This window comes from Streptomyces sp. NPDC059373, from assembly GCF_042751495.1.
Lineage (GTDB): Bacteria > Actinomycetota > Actinomycetes > Streptomycetales > Streptomycetaceae > Actinacidiphila.
Genome location: NZ_JBHYXC010000002.1, coordinates 727,402 through 748,543 on the forward strand (window position 1 = coordinate 727,402; position 21,142 = coordinate 748,543).

Genomic DNA, 21,142 nt, shown 5'->3' on the forward strand with positions numbered 1-21,142 from the left:
CCACCCCGCCCAGGCCCGCAGCCGCCACCCGACCGCGCAACCCACCCACCCGGCAAGGGCGCGGCGGCGTCAAAGAGGGGCCCTATCGAACATCCCCGCGGAAGCGCATAGCATCCGCCCCATGACCACCACGAACGGCCAGTGGTTCCCGGCGAGCTGGCCGGAGCGGATCAGGGCGCTGGCGGAGGGCCGGCTGGAGCCAGTCGTGCCACGGCGGGCGGCGACGGTGATGTTGCTGCGCGACACCGGGACGGGAGGCGGCGGCCCGGCCGTGCACATGCTGCGCCGGAGCACGTCGATGGCCTTCGCGGCGGGCGCGTACGCCTACCCCGGCGGCGGGGTCGACCCGCGGGACGAGCGGCCGGTCGGCTGGGCGGGCCCGGGCCTGGACGTGTGGGCGGAACGGCTGGGCGTGGACGCGGTGTCGGCGCAGGCGGTGGTGTGTGCGGCGGTGCGGGAGACGTTCGAGGAGTCCGGGGTGCTGCTGGCGGGGCCGGACGGCGGCAGCGTCGTGGCGGACACGACCGCCGAGGACTGGGAGGCGGACCGCCGGGCCCTGGTCACCCGGGAGCTGGCGTTCGCCGACTTCCTGGCCCGGCGCGAACTCGTGCTGCGGTCGGATCTGCTCGGGCCGTGGGCGCGGTGGATCACCCCGGAGTTCGAGGAGCGCCGCTACGACACCTGGTTCTTCGTGACGCTGCTGCCCGCCGGCCAGCGCACCCGCGACGTGTCCGGCGAGGCCGACCACACGGAGTGGCTGCGGCCGGCCGAAGCCGCGGCGGCGTACGACCGGGGCGAACTGACGATGTTGCCGCCGACCATCGCGACGCTGCGGGACCTCACGCCGTACGCGACCGCCGCCGAGGCCCTGGCCGGGGCTGCGGGCCGCGACCTGAGCCCCGTACTGGCGCAGGCAACGCTGGAAGGCGGCGACATCGTGCTGAGCTGGCCGGGGCACACGGAATTCACGAAGCGAATCGCCCCCAGAGCCCCCAAAGCCCCTAAAGCCCCCAAAGACACTGGAACCACTGGAACCGGAGCTGTCGAATGACCGCGGCCATCCTGCCCGGCGACCCCCGCCCGACCGTCGGGGGGCAGGCGACCGCGCGCGCCTTCTGCGTGCTCGCGCCGAACCCGTCGCCGATGACCCTCGACGGCACCAACACCTGGATCGTGAGCGAGCCGGACTCCGACCTGGCCGTCGTCATCGACCCGGGCCCGGCCGACGAGGCACACCTCGAGCACGTCGTGAGCACTGCCCGCTCCCTCGGCAAGCGGATCGCCCTCACCCTGCTCACCCACGGCCACCCCGACCACGCCGAGGGCGCGGCACGTTTCGCCGAGCTGACGCGCACGTCCGTACGGGCCCTGGATCCCGCCCTCCGCCTCGGCGGGGAGGGGCTGGAGGCCGGTGACGTGATCACGACGGGCGGCCTGGAGCTGCGGGTCGTCCCGACGCCGGGCCACACCGCGGACTCCCTGTCCTTCCATCTGACCGCCGACGACGCCGTCCTCACCGGCGACACGGTCCTGGGTCGCGGTACGACGCTCGTGGCGCACCCCGACGGCCGGCTCGGCGACTACCTGGACTCCCTGCGACGCCTCCAGCACCTCACGATGGAGGCCGGCGTCGACACCGTCCTGCCCGGCCACGGGCCCGTGCTGACGGACGCGCGCGGCGCCGTGGAGTTCTACCTCGCCCACCGCGCGAACCGCCTCGCGCAGGTGGAGACGGCCGTGGAGGCGGGGTACGTCACCTCGGGCGATGTCGTCGCCCATGTGTACGCGGACGTGGACAAAGCCCTGTGGCCCGCAGCCGAACTCTCGGTGCGGGCACAGATGGACTACCTACGGGAGCACGGCCTCATCTGAGGACCGCCACCTGGGGGCGCTCAGCGCGAGCGCTTCGCCAGCCGCTCGACGTCGAGCAGGATGACCGCCCGCGCCTCGAGCCGCAGCCAGCCACGGCCGGCGAAGTCGGCCAGTGCCTTGTTGACGGTCTCCCGGGACGCGCCGACCAGCTGGGCCAGCTCCTCCTGGGTGAGGTCGTGGACGACGTGGATGCCCTCTTCGGACTGCACGCCGAAGCGGCGCGACAGGTCCAGGAGCGCCTTGGCGACGCGGCCCGGAACATCGGAGAAGACCAGGTCCGACATCACGTCGTTGGTTCGCCGGAGCCGGCGCGCGACGGCGCGCAACAGGGCGGTGGCGACCTCGGGCCGGGCGTTGAGCCAGGGCTGGAGGTCGCCGTGGCCGAGGGCGAGGAGCTTGACCTCGGTCAGGGCGGTGGCGGTGGCGGTGCGGGGGCCGGGGTCGAAGAGCGAGAGCTCACCGATCAGCTCGCCCGGGCCGATGACGGCGAGCATGTTCTCGCGGCCGTCGGGTGAGGTGCGGTGCAGCTTCACCTTGCCCTCGGTGACGACGTACAGCCGGTCCCCGGGGTCACCCTCGTGGAACAGCGAGTCGCCACGCGCGAGCGTGACCTCCGTCATGGAGGCGCGCAGTTCAGCGGCCTGCTCATCGTCGAGCGCCGCGAATAGCGGTGCGCGCCGCAGAACGTCGTCCACGTGCTCTCTCCTTGTCGGCCATGCCGGACCTTGCTACTGCCCGGACCATCATGCCGTACAGCAAAACAGTGCGATCAATCACAAGTCTGTCTTATGTGTGGCCGGACCTGTGCCCCGGGGGTCCGTTTGGGTGCGGGATCTTCGCGGTCCGTGCCGGATGTCAGCCCCGGGCCTTAGGCTGGCCGGGTGTCTGATACGCCGAGCGCGCAGAAGAAACGGCAGGGTGGTACGGCCAAGCGAGTGAAGGCCGCGCCGGATTCAGCCCTGAGCGAACAGAGCGTGGCGAGCGCGCCACCGAACGGAATTCGCAAGGGCGAATCAAGGGTGGGGCTGGTCCGCCGGGCCCGGAGAATCAACCGGGAGCTGGCCGAGGCGTATCCGTACGCCCATCCCGAGCTGGACTTCGAGAATCCGTACGAACTCCTCGTGGCGACCGTGCTGTCCGCACAGACCACCGACCTCAGGGTCAACCAGACGACGCCCGCGCTCTTCGCGAAGTACCCGACGCCCGAGGATCTGGCGGCCGCCGATCCGGAGGAGCTGGAGCAGATCATCAAGCCGACCGGCTTCTTCCGGGCCAAGGCCAGGTCGCTGCTCGGCCTGTCGGCCGCGCTGCGCGACCGCTTCGGCGGCGAGGTGCCGGGGAAGCTGAAGGACCTGGTCACGCTGCCGGGTGTGGGCCGCAAGACGGCCAATGTGGTGCTCGGCAATGCCTTCGGGGTGCCCGGGATCACCGTGGACACGCACTTCGGGCGGCTGGCGCGCCGCTTCGGGTGGACCACGTCGGAGGACCCGGAGAAGGTCGAGCAGGACGTCGCGAGTCTCTTCCCGAAGAGCGAGTGGACGATGCTGTCCCACCGGGTGGTCTTCCATGGCCGCCGGGTCTGCCACTCCCGCAAGCCCGCCTGCGGCGCCTGCCCGATCGCCGCCCTCTGTCCTGCGTACGGAGAGGGTGAGACCGATCCGGAGAAGGCGAAGAAGCTGCTGAAGTACGAACTGGGCGGGGCCCCGGGCCAGCGGCTGAAGCCGCCGCCGGACTTCCCGGGCAAGCCCGCCCCTCCTCTGGGGGCTGAGTGACGAGAGCAAGCGAGACCCACAACGGCGACATCACGGTCAGCTCGGACGGGCTGCCCGACTGGCTGCACCCGGTCGCCCACGCGGCGGCCGGCGTGCTGCCGGAGCAGCTCAGCCGTTTCCTGCCGCCCGCGGTCGGGGGCAGGGCGTCGGCCGTACTGATCCTGTTCGGGGAGGGCGCCGACGGCTCGGGCCCCGAGCTGCTGCTCATGGAGCGGTCCAGCTCCCTGCGGTCGCACGCCGGGCAGCCCTCCTTCCCCGGCGGGGCGCTCGATCCGGAGGACGGCGACCCGGAGGACGAGGGCCCGCTGCGGGCCGCCCTGCGGGAGGCGCAGGAGGAGACCGGCCTCGACCCCTCGGGCGTCCAGATCTTCGCGGTGCTGCCCCGGCTCTACATCCCGGTGAGCAGCTTCGTGGTGACCCCGGTGCTGGGCTGGTGGCGCAGCCCGAGCCCGGTCGGTGCCGTCGACCTCGCCGAGACCGCCCGGGTCTTCACGGTGCCGGTCGCGGACCTCGTGGACCCCGCCAACCGTGCGACCGTCGTGCACCCCAGCGGTTACCAGGGGCCGGCCTTCCTGGTCGCGGACGCTCTCGTGTGGGGCTTTACAGCGGGACTGATCGACCGAATTCTGCACTTCGCGGGCTGGGAACGAAGTTGGGATCGTACAAAGTCCGTCCCACTCGGCTGATCCTCCGTGAGACGGTGTCCACGTGAATGTGCTGGACGTCGTACTGCTGCTCGCCGCCGTGTGGTTCGCGGTCATCGGCTACCGCCAGGGGTTCATCGTCGGCGTCATGTCGGTGGTCGGCTTCCTCGGTGGCGGCCTGATCGCCGTCTACCTGTTGCCCGTGATCTGGGGCGAGGTCACCGACAAGGCCACCCCCGGCACGGTGGCGGTGGTCGCGGCGGTGGTGCTGGTCATCGTCAGCGCTTCGGTCGGGCAGGCGTTCACCACGCATCTGGGCAACAAGGTCCGTACGCACATCAGCTGGTCACCGGCGCGCGCGATCGACGCGATCGGCGGCGCCGTGGTGAACGTCGTGGCGATGCTGCTGGTCGCCTGGCTGATCGGGTCCGCGCTGGCCACGACGACGCTGCCCACCCTCGGCCGCGAGGTGCGCTCGTCCAAGGTGCTGCTGGGGGTCGCCAGGGTCGTACCGCAGCAGGCGGACACCTGGTTCGCGAACTTCAGCTCCACGCTCGCGCAGAACGGACTGCCGCAGGTCTTCACGCCCTTCGCCAACGAGCCGATCACCGATGTGCCGCCCCCGGACCAGGCGCTCACCACCAGCAGCGCGGTGAGCCAGGCCAGGAAGAGCATCGTCAAGGTGGTCGGCACCGCGGCGAGCTGCGGCAAGATCCTCGAGGGCAGCGGCTTCGTCTTCGCCAACCACCGCGTCATGACCAACGCCCATGTCGTCGGCGGCGTCGACGAGCCGACCGTCCAGATCGGCGGCGAGGGCAAGCTCTACGACGCCAAGATCGTGCTCTACGACTGGCAGCGCGACATCGCCGTCCTCGACGTGCCCTCGCTCAACGCCCCCGCCCTGCAGTTCAGCGCGACGGACGCCAAGACCCGCGACGACGCGATCGTGGCCGGCTTCCCGGAGAACGGCGCCTTCGACGTCCGCGCCGCCCGGGTCCGTAACCGCATCCCCGCCACCGGCCCGGACATCTATCGCCGGGGCACGGTGAACCGCGACGTCTACTCGCTCTACACCACGGTCCGTCAGGGCAACTCCGGCGGCCCGCTGCTCACCCCGGACGGCAAGGTCTACGGCGTCGTCTTCGCCAAGTCGCTCGACGACAAGAGCACCGGCTACGCCCTCACCGCTGACGAGGTGGCCCCGGACGCGAGCTCCGGAGCGAAGGCCACCGGCGAGGTGGACAGCCAGGGCTGCGCCCTCTAGGGCGTGTTCCGCCGGGTGGGCCCGGCTCGTGGGGGCTGGGCCCGGCAGCGGTCAGTCGCCGCGCACGTGACGCAGCCGCGCGCTCACCCAGCGGGCGCGGCGCCTCAGGATGTGCGGGATCCCGATCCGGGAACCACCCGTATGGTCCGGGGTCGAATTCCCCGGGAAGCTCCGTGCGGCCGATGCCGCTGCGGAGCCGCGATTGCGTGACACGTCACGGTAGTCGTGCGTCCAGCCCATACCGAGCTACGTGCCCGCGCCCCAAGGTCCATAACCGCGTCGGGGTCCATCAATTGGCCTATGCGTCCGGCATTTGGCTGATGGTCATATGAGAAGAATGGTGGCTAACGGTCCGGTTCGGGGTCCTTGAGCCAGTTGATGAGCTCTGTCGAGAAGGCCACCGGGTCCTCCTCGTGCGGGAAGTGCCCGAGCCCGTCGAAGAGCCGCCAGCGGTAGGGGGCTTCGACGTACACCCCGCTGCCCGCCGCCGAGCGGGTGCGCATCGCCGGGTCCAGCGAGCCGTGCAGGTGCAGCGTCGGCACCCGCACCGGCCGCTTCATGCGGCGGTTGAACTGGAAGCCGTCGAAACGGGCCAGCGACCGCACCATCCACCGGTACGGCTCGATCGCGCAGTGCGCGGTCGACGGGATCATCATCGCCCGGCGGTACGTCTCGACCGTCTCGTCCTCCGGCAGCCGGGGCCCCGACCAGTCCCGGACCAGCCGCCCGACCAGCGCCGCGTCATCCGCGAGCAGCTGCCGCTCGGGCAGCCACGGGGTCTGGAAGCCCCACACGTACGACCCGGCCGCCGTCTGCTTGAAGTCACCCAGCATCGCCGCCCGCCACCGCCGCGGGTGCGGCATCGACGACACCGCCAGCCGCCGTACGAGCTTCGGCCGCATCACCGCCGCCGTCCACGCCAGGTAGCCGCCCAGGTCATGGCCGACCAGTGCGGCATCCGGCTCTCCCAGCGACCGGATCACGCCGGTGATGTCGAGCGCGAGGTTCGCCGGGTCGTAGCCGCGCGGCGTACGGTCGCTGCCGCCCACCCCGCGCAGGTCCATCGCGACCGCCCGGAAACCGGCGGCGGCGAGCGCGGGCAGCTGCTCTCGCCAGGTCCACCAGAACTGCGGGAAGCCGTGCAGCAGCAGCACCAGCGGGCCGTCGCCCATCTCCGCGATGTGGAAGCGGGCGCCGTTCGCCGCGACATCCCGGTGGGTCCATGGTCCGTCGATCCGTACGACCTCGGAACCCGAGGGGTTTGCAGCCACCGTCATAGCGTTGAGCCTGTCACACCTTTACGTCGGCTGTGTTGCCGGACGCGACCGGCCGGGGATGCGGTTTGACGCCCTTGACCACCGCGGCCGTCTCCTTGGCCGAGGCGATGCTGCGCTCCGGCTTCTTGATTTTCTTGAACTTGGAGATCGCGTAGACCCCGAGGAGCCCGGCCAGCAGCAGATACGCGACGCCCACGATCAGGAAGGACCAGGCCAGTCCGAGCCCGAGGTTGTTGATGCCGTACGCCGCCGCGAAGCTCAGCACGGGCAGCGCGAAAAGCGCGAGGATGCCGGCGACCGAGATCGCGCCGCCGCCGATGCCGGCCCGCTTCACGTCCTGCCGGATCTCCGCCTTGGCGAGGGCGATCTCCTCGTGCACCAGGGCGGACATCTCCGCCGTGGCCGATGCGAACAGTTGGCCGAGGCTCCGTCCCTCGGGTCCGGCCTCGTCCGCTGCGCTCATCGCGTCCTCCGTACGTTCTGGGGGTGGTTACCCCTCGATCATGCCTGACGGGTCGTCGTCCCCGCTCCCGCTGCGCGCCACTTCGGCGAGACGGCGGTGCTCGGCGGCCTTCGCCTCATGGATCGCGGCCATCCGCAAGTGGTAGGCAGGGTTGTCCTGCTCGTACACATCCGGGATGCCGTCCAGGTCGTCGTCGCGCTCCTCCTCGTCGACCAGACGGCGGTACCGGTTGTTGCGCAGCTTCAGCAGCGTGCCCGCCAGGATCGCCGAGATGAGCGACCCGATCAGTACCGCCGCCTTGACCTCCGAGGTCAGCACCGGGTCCCCGGCGAAGGCCAGTTCGCCGATCAGCAGCGACACCGTGAAGCCGATGCCGGCCAGCGACGCCACCGCCAGCACATCCGCCCACGCCAGCTCCGGATTCAGCTCCGCCTTCGTGAAACGCGCCGTCAGCCACGTCCCGCCGAACACCCCGACGGCCTTGCCCACCACCAGGCCCAGCACCACGCCCAGCGTCTCCGGCTTGCCGAACACATCGCCCAGCACCCCGCCCGACACCGACACCCCGGCCGAGAAGAGGGCGAACAGCGGCACGGCCAGACCCGCCGACAGGGGGCGTACGAGATGCTCGATGTGCTCGCCGGGCGACTGCTCCTCGCCTTCGCGCCGGTGGCACCGCAACATCAGGCCCATCGCCACGCCGGCGATCGTCGCGTGCACCCCGCTGGCGTGCATCAGCGCCCAGTTGACCAGGGCCAGGGGCACGTAGACGTACCAGCCGTGCACTTCCTTGCGCAGCAGCCCCCAGAAGACGGCCAGCCCGACCACGGCCAGGCCCAGCGCCGCGAGATCGATGGACGACGTGAAGAACACCGCGATGATCAGGATCGCGAACAGGTCGTCCACGACGGCCAGCGTCAGCAGAAACGCCCGCAGCGCGGACGGCAACGACGTCCCGATCACCGCCAGCACCGCCAGCGCGAAGGCGATGTCCGTCGCCGTCGGCACCGCCCAGCCCTGCAACGACCCGCCGCCGGTCGCACACACGATCGCGTACACCAGCGCCGGGACCGCCATCCCGCACACCGCCGCCACGACCGGCAGCGCCGCCGCGGCCGGGCTGCGCAGCTCACCGGCGACCAGCTCGCGCTTCAGCTCGATCCCGGCCACGAAGAAGAAGACCGTCAGCAGCCCGTCCGCCGCCCATTGGCTGACCGACAGGTCCAGATGCAGCGACGCCACCCCGAAGTGGAAGCCGAGGGTCGATTCGTACGAACCGCTGACCGGGCTGTTCGCCCAGACCAGGGCCGCCACCGCCGCGAGCAGCAACAGCACGCCGCCCACGGTCTCCGCACGGAGCGCGTCCGCGACGAAGTTCCGCTCCGGGAGCGGCATCCGGCCCAGGAACTCGGAACGGCGGCGGGTTCCGGCGCGGCTTTCGGGGGACGGCGGCGCGGTCACGGGTCGACCTCCGGTCGGGTCACGGCATGGCTGATGACGTTGCCGACCAGACTTCCCGGCGCACCCGATGTCCGACTGCCGCGTCCTTGACGCGATGGTCAGCTTATATGGCACACGCTCGGAGGAGTCCGGCGATCTTCACCATACGGTCATAGCAGGCACCCGGCGCGAGGTGCTTCGCGCCGGGTGCCTGGTGCCGCGTGCGGGGCGCCGTGCCCCCGTCGACTCAGTCCTCGCTGGCCGCGCTCGGCAGCTTCGTCTGGATGAGGTCCATCACCGTCGAGTCGGTCAGCGTCGTGACATCGCCGAGCTCGCGGTTCTCGGCCACGTCCCGCAGCAGCCGCCGCATGATCTTCCCGGAGCGGGTCTTCGGCAGCTCGGCCACCGGCAGGATCCGCTTGGGCTTGGCGATCGGGCCCAGCACGGTGCTCACGTGCGCCCGCAGATCGTCGACCAGGCTGTCGGTCTCGGAGGCGCTGCCGCGCAGGATGACGAAGGCCACGATGGCCTGGCCGGTGGTGGCGTCGTTGGCGCCGACGACCGCGGCCTCGGCGACCGAGGGGTGGGAGACGAGCGCCGACTCGACCTCCGTGGTCGAGATGTTGTGCCCGGAGACGAGCATCACGTCGTCGACCCGGCCCAGCAGCCAGATGTCGCCGTCGTCGTCCTTCTTCGCCCCGTCACCGGCGAAGTAGCGGCCCGGGAAGCGCGACCAGTAGGTGTCCAGGTAGCGCTGGTCGTCGCCCCAGATGGTGCGGAGCATCGAGGGCCACGGCTCGGTCAGCACCAGGTAGCCGCCGGAGCCGTCGGGCACCTCGTTGGCCTCGTCGTCCACGACGGTCGCCGAGATGCCGGGTAGGGCCCGCTGGGCCGAACCGGGCTTGGTCGCGGTGACGCCGGGGAGCGGCGAGATCATCATCGCGCCGGTCTCGGTCTGCCACCACGTGTCGACGATCGGGCAGCGGCCGCCGCCGATGTGCTCGCGGTACCAGATCCACGCCTCGGGGTTGATCGGTTCGCCGACCGACCCGAGCACCCGCAGGCTCGACAGGTCGAACTTGGCGGGGATGTCGTCGCCCCACTTCATGAACGTACGGATCGCCGTCGGGGCGGTGTAGAGCAGCGAGACGCCGTACTTCTGCACGATCTCCCAGAAGCGGCCCTGGTGCGGGGTGTCCGGGGTGCCCTCGTAGATCACCTGCGTGGCGCCGTTGGCCAGCGGCCCGTAGACGATGTACGAGTGGCCGGTGACCCAGCCGATGTCGGCGGTGCACCAGTAGACGTCCGACTCGGGCTTGAGGTCGAAGACGGCGTGGTGGGTGTAGGAGGCCTGGGTGAGGTAGCCGCCGGAGGTGTGAAGGATGCCCTTCGGCTTACCCGTGGTGCCGGAGGTGTAGAGGATGAAGAGCGGCTGCTCCGCCCCGAAGGCCTGCGGGGTGTGCTCGGCGGACTGCCGGTCCACCGCGTCGTGCCACCACAGGTCGCGGCCCTCGGTGAAGGCGACCTCCTGGCCGGTGCGGCGGACCACCAGGACGTGTTCGACCTGGGGGGTCTTGGCGAGGGCCTCGTCGACGGTGGGCTTGAGGGCGGACGGCTTGCCGCGCCGCCAGCCGCCGTCGGAGGTGATGACGACCTTGGCGTCGGCGTCCTCGATGCGGGTGGCCAGCGCCTCCGCGCTGAAACCGCCGAAGACCACGGAGTGCGCGGCGCCGATGCGGGCGCAGGCCAGCATGGCGAAGACGGCCTCGGGGATCATCGGCAGGTAGACCGCGACCCGGTCGCCGGCCTCGACGCCCAGCTCGGTGAGGGCGTTGGCGGCCCGGCTGACCTCGTCCTTGAGTTCGGCGTAGGTGATGGCGCGTTGGTCGCCCGGCTCGCCCTCGAAGTGGATGGCGACCCGGTCGCCCAGACCCGCCTCGACGTGCCGGTCGACGCAGTTGTACGCCACGTTGAGCGTGCCGTCGGCGAACCACTTCGCGAACGGCGGGTTCGACCAGTCCAGCGTCTCGGTCGGCTCGACCGCCCAGGTCAGCCGCCGGGCCTGCTCCGCCCAGAAGCCGAGCCGGTCCGCCTTTGCCTGCGCATACGCGTCCGCTGTCACATTGGCGGCCGCCGCCAGGTCGGCGGGCGGGGCGAACCGGCGCTCCTCCTTCAGGAGGTTGGCAAGGCTCTCGTTGCTCACAATGTCTCCTTCGGCCTTCTCCCGTGTGTCCCAGGCCATAGCTCATCAGGCGGGGCGGCCCGTGACAAGGGCCGCCCCGAAGATTGGTTTAGACCTGTTGGTCACACCGCTGGTCAGACCGCGTCGAGCACCTCGGGTCGTACGGCCGTGAAGGTGCCGGTCGCGCGGTCCAGGACGTACGCCTGCGCCTCGGCCACGTGGAAGTACATGCCCTGGAGGTGCAGCCTGCCCTCGGCGACCCGGCGGGCGACGCAGGGGTGCGCCATGAGGTGGTCGAGCTGCTGCATGACGTTGACCAGGGCGAGCCGCTCCAGGTCGTCGGCCACCGGGCGGTCGGCCAGGGCGACTTCGCCGCGGCCGAGGCGTCCGCTGCGGCCGAGCCGGGCGAGGGACGGCCGGCCGTGGCGCAGCCAGCGGGCGAGCGGGGTCTGCGCGCCGGGCTCGTGGCCCTGGCCGCCGAGGAGCGCCTGCATGGCGCCGCAGCCGGAGTGGCCGCAGACGGTGATGCTGCCGACCTCGAGGACCTCCACCGCGTACTCGACGGCGGCGGCCACCGAGTCGCAGGAGGCGTCGCTGCCGGGTGGCGGCATGAGGTTCCCGACATTGCGGACGGTGAACAGGTCACCGGGGCCGCTGGAGGTGATCATGCTGGTGACCAGGCGGGAGTCGGCGCAGGTCAGGAAGAGCTGGGTGGGCCGCTGCCCCTCGGCGGCGAGCCTGGCCAGCTCGTCGCGCACCAGGGGCGCCGTGTTGCGCTGGAAGGCGCTGAGCCCGCCGACCAGCTGGCCCGCGCCGCCGGATCCGGTCTCCGTACGCGTGCAGTGGTGGTTGTGCCACGGCGTCCAGGGCCGGCAGGCGTGCGCGCTGGCGGGCTCGGAGATGGGCTGCCCCGCCCGCCCCGCGATGGTGGCCCAGCCGCCGCGCGCCCGGTGGCCGTCGCTCCAGGTGCGCAGCGCCTCGTACGCGGCGTGGTCCATGAAGGAGCCGTCCAGCTCGACCACCGCCGTCGCCCCGTACGGGACTTGGGCGAAGGCCCTGGTCAGCTGGGGGACGGCCAGGAACGTCAACTGGCCGCGGACGTGGACCCGGTGGGTGCCGCCCTCCTGGGTGACCGTGATCCGGGTCCGGGTCAGCCGGTGCAGCTGGAGGAAGACCGAGACGGCCACCCCGGCCGCCACGCCCTGCAGCACGCCGAACAGGACGACCGTGCCCAGGGTGACGGCGTACACCGGGAACTCGCGGTGCCGTTGGACGTGCTTGAGGTGGGCGAAGCTGACCATCCGCACGCCGACCGCCATCACCAGCGCGGCGAGCGTGGCCAGCGGGATCAGCCCGAGGACCCCGGCCAGCAGTCCGGAGCACAGCACCACCCACACCCCGTGCAGGACGGTGGCCCGACGGCTGACCGCCCCGGCCGCGACATTGGCCGAGCCCCGGATCGCGCCACCGGCCACCGGCAGCCCGCCGAGCAGCCCGGAGACCACGTTGGAGACGCCCTGGCCGAGCAGTTCCCGGTCGAGCCGGGCCCGTTCCGCCGTGTCGCCGCGCGCGGCCCGCAGCTTGTCGACGGCGACGGCGGACAGCAGCGACTCCATACTGGCCACGAGCGTGACGGTCAGGACGGCGGCCATGATGCCGAGGACCGGCCCTTCCGGCAGCCCGGGCAGTACGAGGGTCTTCCAGGACGGCATGACGGCCCTCGGCAGGGTCATGCCGGCCGCGATACCGGTGGCCAGGGTGATCGCGGCGAGCGGAGCCGGAACGGTGCGCAGGGCGCGGCCCACCCGGCCGGGCAGCCGGGGCCAGCCGAGGAGCACGGCGATGGTGACCAGGCCGATCAGCAGCGCGGCCGGGTGGGGATGGGTCAACTGCCGAGGCAGCTGGGCGAGGTTGTCGAGCGCCGAGGGGTCCGGGCTGCCGCCGAGGACGACATGCAGCTGCGCGAGGGCGATCGTCGCGCCGATCCCGGCGAGCATGCCGTGCACGATCGCCGGGCTGACGGCCAGCGTGGCCCGGGCGACGCGCAGCGCCCCCAGGACGAGCTGGGCGAGGCCGGCCAGCACCGTGATGGCGCAGGTGGTGCGCCACCCGTAGCGCTGCACCAGCTCGGCCGTCACCACGACCAGGCTGGTGGCGGCTCCGCTGACCTGAAGCGGAGCCCCGCCCAGCAGCCCGGCGACGATGCCGCCGACGGCCGCCGAGACCAGCCCGGCCTGCAGCGGGGCGCCGGTCGCCATGGCGATGCCGAGGGACAGGGGGACGGCGATCAGAAAGACGGTGATCGAGGCGGACAGGTCGTGGCGGACGGCATTGCGTGCGGATGGGCGTACGGCGTGGCTGATGGCGTGACTGACGGTGTGGCTGACGGCGTGGCGTAGGTCAAGGCGCAGTGGGCTCATGGGTCCCGTCTCCTCCGGGGCGGCGCGGCTGCGTACGGCGCTCTGCTGCGCGTACGCGGTCGTGGTCACGGCTGTGCGGCGGGTGCTGCTGCCAAGGCCCGGAGAGTCACGGACTGTGACTGTCTCGTTACTCTCAAGACTCGGTAATGGGAGAGTAATGCACAGCTCTGACAAAGCCGGAGGTCGTGGGACCGTACGGGGCTGCTAGTTAGCCCTCGCGGGTGACGCGCTCGATTCCTCCCCCAGCAGGAACGACGGATCCACCTGAGAGGCCAGGTCGGCGCCGGTGCGCTCGTTTCCCCAGCTCTCGGCGTTCTTGAGGTGGAAGTGCACCATCTGGCGGGTGTAGAGCTCCCAGTCCCGTTCCCCGTACGAGGCGTCGGCGGCCTGGTGCATCGCGCGCAGGGCGTCGCGGTTGTCCGCCTCGAGGAGCTCGAAACGCGGCGGACGGCCCTTCTCCATGGCCCGCACCCAGTCGGAGTGGCCGACGGTGACCAGCAGGTCGTCGCCGACCTCGTCGCGCAGGAAGGCCAGGTCGTCCGGACCCTGCACCTTGTTGCCGACGACGCGCAGCGCGACCCCGAAGTCGCGGGCGTACTCCTTGTACTGGCGGTAGACGCTGACGCCCTTGCGGGTCGGCTCGGCGACCAGGAACGTCATGTCGAAGCGGGTGAACATACCCGAGGCGAAGGAGTCGCTGCCGGCCGTCATGTCGACCACCACGTACTCGTCGCGGCCGTCCACGAGGTGGTTGAGGCACAGTTCGACCGCCCCGACCTTGGAGTGGTAGCAGGCGACGCCCAGGTCGGACTCGTTGAAGGGGCCGGTCACCATCAGCCGCACCTCGCCGTCGTCCAGCGCGACCGGGCGGGCGCAGGCGGCATAGACCGGGTTGTCCTCCACGACGTGGAGCAGGCGTGAGCCGTGGCCCGGCGGAGTGGTCTTGATCATCGTGTCGGCGGAGGTGATGCGGGGGTTGGCGCCACGCAGATACTCCTTGATCTCCGGGAGGTGCGCGCCCATCGCGGGGAGTGCGGCGGCTTCCTCCTCGTCGATGCCGAGGGCGGGCGCGAGGTGCTGGTTGATGTCGGCGTCGACGGCGAGAACGGGGACGCGCGTGGCGGCGAGGTGGCGGATGAAGAGAGAGGACAGCGTGGTCTTGCCGCTGCCGCCCTTCCCGACGAAAGCGATCTTCATGTTCGGTAAGGGTAGTGGTGCCGGGGCCCTGTTTCTGCCCACGGGGTGAGGAACACCACTCCAAAGGGGGGCGCGGGGGCCGGGTGCGTAGGGTCGTACGTATGAGTACGACAGACCCGCTCGCCGTTCTCGGCTCGCTCCCCGGTGTCGTGGAGTCCGTGGACTCCGTACGGAAGGCCGTTGACCAGGTCTACGGTCACCGGGTGATGCGCCGGCGCTCCAACGAGGTGGCCTCCGAGGCCGCGCTGCGCGGCGCGCGCGGCTCGGCGGCCCTGGCCGGGGCCGACTGGCCGCTGGAGGAGGTGCGCCGCCGCAGTGACTTCGGCGCCGACCCCGAGTCCCGCACGGTCGGGGCCGCACTGCGGCTGACCGCCGAGGCGGGCCAACTCCTCGGCGTCTGGCGGCGATCGCCGGTGCAGACGCTGGCCAGGCTGCACCTGGTGGCGGCAGGCGGCGCGGTGCCCGACGAGACGGTGGGGCGGCCCAGGCTGGCCGGAGAGAAGGTCGCGGACGACGGGCTGGTGGAGTCGGCCCTGCCGCTGCCGGAGCCCGAGGAGGTCGCTGCCCGCCTCGACGGCCTGGCGGCGCTGCTGCTCGCGGGCAGCGAGGCGCCGGCGCTGGTGGTGGGCGCGGTCGTCCACGGCGAGCTGCTTGCGCTCCGCCCCTTCGGCTCCTTCAACGGCCCGGTGGCGCGGGCGGCGCAGCGCATCGTCCTGGTCGGCAGCGGCCTCGACCCCAAGTCCATCTGCCCGGCGGAGGCCGGGCACGCGGAGCTGGGACGCGCGGACTACCTCAAGGCGCTGGAGGGTTACGTCTCCGGGACGCCGGAGGGGATGGTCGCCTGGATCGCGCACTGCGCGCGGGCCGTGGGGCTCGGGGTGCGGGAGAGCGTGGCGGTGTGCGAGGCGCTGCAGCGCGGGGCGGCGTAAGGCGTCTGGGCCATCGGGCCCGAACAGGTTGTGCCAGGCTCCGCAATGGGGGCCCGAACAGGGTTGCGGCGGCACCTTGGGGGTGCCGCCGCTGGCATGACTTTCGGGTTACCAAGCGTGCACGATATTCGCCCATCAGGTCGGGACTTCGCCCGTCACCTGGTGCGGCTGGCCCGGTAAGCGGGTCTGCGTCGCGTGGGTGCCCGATTGTCATGCTCGGTCCGTGGGGCCTTCATGCTGATCTCTCCGGTCTTCCTCTCGGAATGTCCGTGGTCACGCGGGCCGTTACTTCATTTCTACAGCTCCGATGAGGGAAGCGGAACCCCTCAGTGCAGTTGATTTGCTTTTGGGACAATCGGTACATTACGCGGCGTCACGACATCGCCGGCCTGCGGCGGCGCGAGGCGTACCAGACCAGGCCCGCCGTGGCCGCCGCCGCCCCGATCGCCGCTGCCGCCAGGACGGGCCGCGGCGGCAGGGACAGCGTCGGCACCCGCTGGTGCAGCCGCACCGGGCGGCTGAAGGTCAGTACCGGCCACTCGCGGGCGATCGCCTCCCGGCGCAGCGCGCGGTCGGGATTGACGGCATACGGGTGGCCGACCGCCGACAGCATCGGGATGTCGGTGACGGAGTCGCTGTAGGCGAAGGACCGCTCCAGGTCGTATCCCTCGGACTCGGCGAGCCCCGCGATCGCCTCGGCCTTGGCGGGGCCGTAGACATAGTGCTCGATCTCGCCGGTGTAGGCGCCGTCCTTGGCGACCATCCGGGTGGCCACGACATGGTCGGCGCCGAGCATCTCGCCGATCGGCTCGACGACTTCGGCGCCGGACGCGCTGACGATGACCACGTCACGGCCGGCGAGGTGGTGTTCCTCGATGAGCGAGGCGGCCTCGTCGTAGATGATCGGGTCGATCAGGTCGTGCAGGGTCTCGGCGACGATCTCCCGTACCTGCTGCACATTCCAGCCACGGCAGAGCTCGGAGAGGTACTTGCGCATTCCCTCCATCTGGTCGTGGTCCGCCCCGCCGACGAGGTAGACGAACTGGGCGTACGCGGTGCGCAGCACGGCACGCCGGTTGATCAGGCCTCCTTGGTAGAAGGAACGGCTGAAGGCCAGCGTGCTCGACTTGGCGATGACCGTCTTGTCGAGGTCGAAGAAGGCCGCGGTGCGCCCAGCGCGCGGGGCGAGGTGGTTTTCCACGAGCACGAGCATAGGCACCCACCATTCGGCGTAAGCTGAGGCGCGTGGGTTTGCCTGAGAAGGCCTTCGGGTACACCATGGAAGTCACGGATCGTTCGCGACCGTGCTAACCCGGTCTGGCTCCTCCCCCCCCGAGTCGGACCGTGGGGACGACCCCCGCTCTCCCCCCCGGCGGGGGTCGTCGCATGTCCACATGCGTTTTGGGGGCCCTGGACCGGTCGTTCCGCTTCCTCTTTCGGCTCGTGTGCGTGGCATCGTGCTGTCTCCTTTCGTCCCTTTGACAACTACTACGCGTGACATCGCGTAATCGTTGCGCTGTTCGAAGGAACTCACCCGAACGGGTAGCGGAGATATCCACAACCGGTCGGTTACCCGCCGGTTATCCACAGATCCTCTTCAAGATCAACAATTTTTCCCGGATCCCTCAATCCTGGCCGTGGATGTTGCACCGGTGATGCAGCCGGTGCGTACGGGACGAACGAGGGGGACGGGAAAATGGCTGAAAACTTCACAGGTGGCCTGCCCACGGCGGCCGCCGACGTGCCCGGCGGGCCGCTGATCGTCACCGAGGACGAAGCGCTTCTCGACGATCTGCTGAGACTCTGCGCGGCGGCCGGCGCCCAGCCGGAGGTGGCCTTCGCGGGCCCGCCGAGAGCGGGCAGCTGGGAGACCGCGCCGCTGGTGCTGGTGGGCGCGGAAAGGCGTGCGCCCGGTGGTGGCGACGGGCGCGTCGGAGGTGTGGGGAGCGCCGGGGTGCGGCGGCTGCGCGGGGCGGCCCGGCGCGGCGGGGTACTGCTCATCGGCCGCGACCTGGACGACCCGGATGTCTGGCGGCAGGCCGTGGACATCGGCGCCGATCATGTGATCTTCCTGCCCGACGCCGAGAAGTGGCTGGTCGACCGGATCGCCGACGCGGCGGAGGGCGTCGGCGTACCGGCCCTCACCATCGGCGTCGTCGGCGGCCGGGGCGGCGCCGGGGCCAGCACACTGGCCTGCGCCCTGGCGGTCACCGCCGCCCGCTCCGGACGCCGGACCATGCTCGTCGACGCCGACCCGCTCGGCGGCGGCCTCGACGTCCTGCTCGGCGCCGAACGGGCTGCCGGGCTGCGCTGGCCCGACCTCGCCGAATCCCGGGGCCGGGTCAACAGCGGAGCCCTGGAGGAGTCCCTGCCGCGTACGCATGCGCTGAGCGTGCTGAGCTGGGACCGGGGCGACGCCGTCGTCATCCCGCCGCAGGCCATGCGGTCCGTGATGGGCGCGGCCAGACGGCGCGGCGGGGTCGTGGTGGTGGACCTGCCCCGCCGGATCGACGATGCCGTGACCGAGGCGCTCACCCAGATCGACGTCGGGCTCCTGGTGGTTCCCGCCGAGCTGCGGGCCGTCGCGGCGGCGGGGCGGGTCGCCTCACGGATCGGCATGGTGCTGAAGGACCTACGGGTCGTCGCCCGGGGCCCGTTCGGTTCCGGCCACCTCGGCGACGAGGCCATCGCCAAGCTCATCGGCCTCCCGCTCGCCGGTGAACTGCCGCTCGAGCCGGGCCTGTCCGCCGCCCTCGACTGCGGCGAGGCCCCGGGCGCCGACGCCCGCGGCCCCCTCGCCCGCTTCTGCTCCGCCTTCCTGGCCGAGGCCCTGCCCAGCGGCGGGAGCGTGGCCGCATGAGCGCCGGACTGCACGACGTCCTCGACGCGGTACGACTGCGTCTCGCCGCCTCCGGGGACGAGCCCACACCGGCGGGCGTCGCCACCGCCCTCCGGGCCCAGGGACGGCTGCTCGGCGACACCGAGGTCCTCGGGGTCGTCCACGCGCTGCGGTCCGAGATCGTCGGCGCGGGCCCCCTGGAGCCGCTGCTCGCCGATCCTCAGGTCACCGACGTCCTGGTCAACGGCCCCGAAGAGGTCTGGGTCGACCGCGGCTCCGGGCTGGAACGCAGCACCGTGCGCTTCCAGGACGCCGCCGCGGTGCGCAGGCTGGCCCAGCGGCTCGCCACCTCCGCCGGACGCCGGCTCGACGACGCCCGCCCCTGGGTGGACGCCCGCCTGCCCGACGGCACCCGGCTGCATGCCGTGCTGCCGCCGGTCGTGGTCGGCGCCCCCTGCCTGTCGCTGCGCGTCGTACGGACCCGGGCCTTCACCCTCGACGAGCTGATCGCGGCGGGCAGCATGGACCGGGCCACCGCCGCCCTGCTGCGGGCCGTCCTCGACGCACGGCTGAGCTTCCTGGTGTCGGGCGGCACCGGCTGCGGCAAGACGACACTCCTGAGCTGCCTGCTCGGGCTCGTCGCCCCGCACGAACGGATCGTCCTCGCCGAGGACTCCGCCGAGCTGCGCCCGCACCACCCGCATGTCGTACGCCTGGAGACCCGGCCGGCCAACCAGGAGGGCATGGGCCTGGTCACCCTGCGGGACCTGGTCCGCCAGGCCCTTCGGATGCGGCCGGACCGGCTGGTCGTCGGCGAGGTCCGGGGTCCCGAGGTCACCGATCTACTGGCTGCCCTCAACACCGGCCACGAGGGCGGCTGCGGCACCGTGCACGCCAACGCGGCCGCCGATGTCCCCGCCCGGCTGGAAGCCCTCGGTTCCACGGCGGGGCTCGACCGGGCCGCGCTACACAGCCAGTTGGCGGCCGCCCTGTCGGTCGTCGTCCACCTCGTACGGGACCGTGCGGGGCGGCGCCGGGTCGCCGAGATCCACGTCCTGGAGCGGGGCCGCGACGGCCTCGTCACCACCGTCCCAGCGACGCTCGGCAGCGAACGCGGCCCGGGCTGGGCGCGGTTGGCGGCCCTGTGCGAACGGGGGGCCGACCGGTGAGCGTGCAGGTGGCCTTTGCGGCGGCGCTGTGTGCGGGCGGAGCGGCCTGGGTGCTGGGCGGGCGGGACGATGTGCTGCGCCGGGCACGGCTGATGTTCGCCGGCGGGGCTCCGCCACCCGTGTCCTGGGAGGCCCGGGGCCGGGCGCTGCTCGACCCCTTCCGGGCCCGGTTCGGCTGGCGGCTCGGCCGCGAATTCCTGTGCCTGCCCGCCGGGTTGCTGCTCTGCCCGCTCGCCCATTCGGTCCTGCCCGCTCTCGCCGGGGCGGCCGCCGTACCGCTGGCCGGCCGGTGGCTGCGGGCCCGTGAGCGTGAGGCGGCGGTCGAACGGCGAGCCGATGCGGTGACCACGCTCTGCTCCGCCGTCGCGGGCGACCTGCGGGCCGGGCTCGCCCCGCACGCCGCCCTCGCCGGCGCGCTGGGCCGCGAGGGCTGGCCCGACCGTCCCGAACTGGCGGACGCGGCCGTGCTGCTGCTCGCCGCCGCCCGCTTCGGGGGTGACGTCCCGGTCGCCCTGCGGTCCGCCGCCGTGCAGCCGGGCGCGGAGGGCCTGGCCGGGGCCGCCGCGTGCTGGCAGGTCGCGGTGGACGGCGGTGCCGGTCTCGCCGACGGCCTGGACCGCATCGCCACCGCGCTGCGCGCCGAGCACGCGGGCCGCGAAGACCTCCGCGCCCAACTGGCCGGTCCCCGCTCAACGGCCGTCCTGCTGGCCCTGCTTCCCGCCTTCGGCGTCATCCTCGGCACCGGCTTCGGCGCCGACCCCCTCCGGGTGCTCCTGCGCACCCCGGTCGGCTTCGCCTGCCTGCTCGCCGGCGGCCTTCTGGAGTGGGCCGGGCTCGCCTGGACCCGGCGCATCGTACGGTCGGCGGAGGGCGCGTGATGGCCGCCGAACTTGTCCACAGGCTGGGGATTGTCCTGACGGTCTGCGCGGCCGCGCTCTGTGCCGTCGGCGCGGTGGCCGCCGCCCGTCGCGAGCGCGCGGCCAGGCAACGGTTGCGGGGGCTGCTCGGCCTGCCGCCGGAACCCTCCCGGGTGCGGGCGCGTCCCGCGTCCGCCGAAGCGCTGCGCCCCTGGCTGCCGGTCGCCGGGGTCGCGGTCGGGGCGGCGGTCCTGGTCGGCGGAGTGCCGGGCTGTCTGGTGGGCGCCGGCGCCGCGTACGGGATACGGCGATGGCAGCGGCGTCCCCGTGCCGCGCCCGGTTCCGCTGCCGACCGCGCCGAGGAGTCCCGGCAACTGCCGCTGGCCGCCGATCTGATGGCCGCGTGCCTTGCCGCCGGGGCAGGCCCGCGCGAGGCGGCCGACGCGGTGGGCCGCTCCCTCGGCGGACCGCTGGGCGACGCGCTCACCCGCATCGCGGCCGAACTCCGCCTCGGCGGCGACCCGGCCGCCTGCTGGGCCCGCCTCGGCTCCCACGACCTGGGCCGCTGCCTGGAACGCGCCTCCTCCACCGGTATTCCGCCGGTCGGCGAGGTCTCCCGCCTCGCCGCCGCCTACCGCGCCGAGCGCACCCGCGCCGCCCTGGCCCGGGCCCGCCGCGCCGGCGTGCTGGCCACCGCCCCGCTGGGGCTCTGCTTCCTGCCGGCCTTCCTGCTGGTGGGGGTGGCCCCAGTGGTCATGGGCCTGGCGGGGTCGATCCTCGCCGCCTCGAACTGAACGCCTCGAACCGAACCCTGAAT

General features: G+C 72.2%; 19 protein-coding genes. 10 read left to right on the forward strand and 9 right to left on the reverse strand.

Features of this window, described 5'->3' with window-relative positions:
- Positions 1-121 precede the first annotated feature (121 nt).
- Together ACFXJ5_RS07605 and ACFXJ5_RS07610 are read left to right on the forward strand one after the other, a co-directional pair.
- A complete protein-coding gene (locus tag ACFXJ5_RS07605; RefSeq protein ID WP_384628201.1) occupies positions 122-1,051 on the forward strand; it encodes an NUDIX hydrolase in 930 nt (309 codons plus the stop codon).
- Complete coding sequence (locus ACFXJ5_RS07610; RefSeq protein WP_384628204.1) at positions 1,048-1,872, forward strand: MBL fold metallo-hydrolase; 825 nt, start codon at positions 1,048-1,050, stop codon at positions 1,870-1,872. The genes ACFXJ5_RS07605 and ACFXJ5_RS07610 overlap by 4 nt, the downstream gene beginning before the upstream one ends.
- A gap of 20 nt (positions 1,873-1,892) precedes the next feature.
- Here ACFXJ5_RS07610 and ACFXJ5_RS07615 read toward each other — a convergent pair whose 3' ends face one another.
- Positions 1,893-2,567 carry a Crp/Fnr family transcriptional regulator gene (locus tag ACFXJ5_RS07615; RefSeq protein ID WP_384628207.1) on the reverse strand — a complete coding sequence of 225 codons (675 nt, stop codon included), beginning with the start codon at positions 2,565-2,567 and terminating at the stop codon, positions 1,893-1,895.
- A gap of 264 nt (positions 2,568-2,831) precedes the next feature.
- Between ACFXJ5_RS07615 and nth the strand changes: the two genes are divergently transcribed.
- The 3 genes from nth to ACFXJ5_RS07630 are packed head-to-tail and all read left to right on the forward strand — an operon-like array spanning position 2,832 to position 5,552.
- Positions 2,832-3,644 (forward strand): endonuclease III, encoded by an 813-nt coding sequence (nth, locus tag ACFXJ5_RS07620; protein WP_384628361.1) that lies wholly within the window; start codon positions 2,832-2,834, stop codon positions 3,642-3,644.
- Positions 3,641-4,330, forward strand: a complete 690-nt coding sequence (locus tag ACFXJ5_RS07625) for an NUDIX hydrolase (RefSeq protein WP_384628209.1) — start codon at positions 3,641-3,643, stop codon at positions 4,328-4,330. Before nth ends, ACFXJ5_RS07625 begins: the two co-directional genes overlap by 4 nt.
- 22 nt (positions 4,331-4,352) lie before the next feature.
- A complete protein-coding gene (locus ACFXJ5_RS07630) occupies positions 4,353-5,552 on the forward strand; it encodes a MarP family serine protease (RefSeq protein WP_384628210.1) in 1,200 nt (399 codons plus the stop codon).
- 51 nt (positions 5,553-5,603) lie between these two features.
- Here ACFXJ5_RS07630 and ACFXJ5_RS07635 read toward each other — a convergent pair whose 3' ends face one another.
- The 7 genes from ACFXJ5_RS07635 to ACFXJ5_RS07665 all read right to left on the reverse strand — a co-directional run bounded on the left by ACFXJ5_RS07635 (position 5,604) and on the right by ACFXJ5_RS07665 (position 14,531).
- Positions 5,604-5,792, reverse strand: a complete 189-nt coding sequence (locus ACFXJ5_RS07635) for a hypothetical protein (protein ID WP_384628213.1) — start codon at positions 5,790-5,792, stop codon at positions 5,604-5,606.
- A 104-nt stretch (positions 5,793-5,896) separates the two neighbouring features.
- Positions 5,897-6,829 (reverse strand): alpha/beta fold hydrolase, encoded by a 933-nt coding sequence (locus tag ACFXJ5_RS07640; protein WP_384628215.1) that lies wholly within the window; start codon positions 6,827-6,829, stop codon positions 5,897-5,899.
- A gap of 13 nt (positions 6,830-6,842) precedes the next feature.
- Positions 6,843-7,292: a phage holin family protein gene (locus tag ACFXJ5_RS07645; RefSeq protein WP_384628217.1), complete on the reverse strand. Its 450-nt coding sequence runs from the start codon at positions 7,290-7,292 to the stop codon at positions 6,843-6,845.
- 27 nt (positions 7,293-7,319) lie between these two features.
- Positions 7,320-8,687, reverse strand: a complete 1,368-nt coding sequence (nhaA, locus tag ACFXJ5_RS07650; protein ID WP_384628364.1) for a Na+/H+ antiporter NhaA — start codon at positions 8,685-8,687, stop codon at positions 7,320-7,322.
- Positions 8,688-8,979: 292 nt separating this feature from the next.
- The gene (gene acs / locus ACFXJ5_RS07655) at positions 8,980-10,935 is read right to left on the reverse strand and encodes an acetate--CoA ligase (protein WP_384628219.1); all 1,956 of its coding nucleotides are present in this window, start codon (positions 10,933-10,935) and stop codon (positions 8,980-8,982) included.
- 113 nt (positions 10,936-11,048) lie between these two features.
- Positions 11,049-13,334 carry a SulP family inorganic anion transporter gene (locus ACFXJ5_RS07660; protein WP_384628367.1) on the reverse strand — a complete coding sequence of 762 codons (2,286 nt, stop codon included), beginning with the start codon at positions 13,332-13,334 and terminating at the stop codon, positions 11,049-11,051.
- A gap of 204 nt (positions 13,335-13,538) precedes the next feature.
- The gene (locus ACFXJ5_RS07665; protein ID WP_384628221.1) at positions 13,539-14,531 is read right to left on the reverse strand and encodes a nucleotide-binding protein; all 993 of its coding nucleotides are present in this window, start codon (positions 14,529-14,531) and stop codon (positions 13,539-13,541) included.
- A gap of 101 nt (positions 14,532-14,632) precedes the next feature.
- Here ACFXJ5_RS07665 and ACFXJ5_RS07670 point away from each other — a divergent pair, with 101 nt between their 5' ends.
- A complete protein-coding gene (locus tag ACFXJ5_RS07670) occupies positions 14,633-15,460 on the forward strand; it encodes an oxidoreductase (RefSeq protein WP_384628224.1) in 828 nt (275 codons plus the stop codon).
- A 373-nt stretch (positions 15,461-15,833) separates the two neighbouring features.
- On the opposite strand, the gene ACFXJ5_RS07675 is transcribed toward ACFXJ5_RS07670, so the two are convergent.
- Positions 15,834-16,673 carry an HAD family hydrolase gene (locus tag ACFXJ5_RS07675; RefSeq protein ID WP_384628227.1) on the reverse strand — a complete coding sequence of 280 codons (840 nt, stop codon included), beginning with the start codon at positions 16,671-16,673 and terminating at the stop codon, positions 15,834-15,836.
- A gap of 483 nt (positions 16,674-17,156) precedes the next feature.
- Between ACFXJ5_RS07675 and ssd the strand changes: the two genes are divergently transcribed.
- Genes ssd through ACFXJ5_RS07695 form a run of 4 tightly spaced genes read left to right on the forward strand, consistent with a single transcriptional unit; the run spans position 17,157 to position 21,119 of the window.
- Positions 17,157-18,320: a septum site-determining protein Ssd gene (gene ssd, locus ACFXJ5_RS07680; protein WP_384628229.1), complete on the forward strand. Its 1,164-nt coding sequence runs from the start codon at positions 17,157-17,159 to the stop codon at positions 18,318-18,320.
- Complete coding sequence (locus tag ACFXJ5_RS07685; protein ID WP_384628232.1) at positions 18,317-19,468, forward strand: TadA family conjugal transfer-associated ATPase; 1,152 nt, start codon at positions 18,317-18,319, stop codon at positions 19,466-19,468. The genes ssd and ACFXJ5_RS07685 overlap by 4 nt, the downstream gene beginning before the upstream one ends.
- Complete coding sequence (locus tag ACFXJ5_RS07690) at positions 19,465-20,346, forward strand: type II secretion system F family protein (protein WP_384628234.1); 882 nt, start codon at positions 19,465-19,467, stop codon at positions 20,344-20,346. The genes ACFXJ5_RS07685 and ACFXJ5_RS07690 overlap by 4 nt, the downstream gene beginning before the upstream one ends.
- Positions 20,346-21,119, forward strand: a complete 774-nt coding sequence (locus tag ACFXJ5_RS07695) for a type II secretion system F family protein (RefSeq protein WP_384628237.1) — start codon at positions 20,346-20,348, stop codon at positions 21,117-21,119. The genes ACFXJ5_RS07690 and ACFXJ5_RS07695 overlap by 1 nt, the downstream gene beginning before the upstream one ends.
- Positions 21,120-21,142 lie beyond the last annotated feature (23 nt).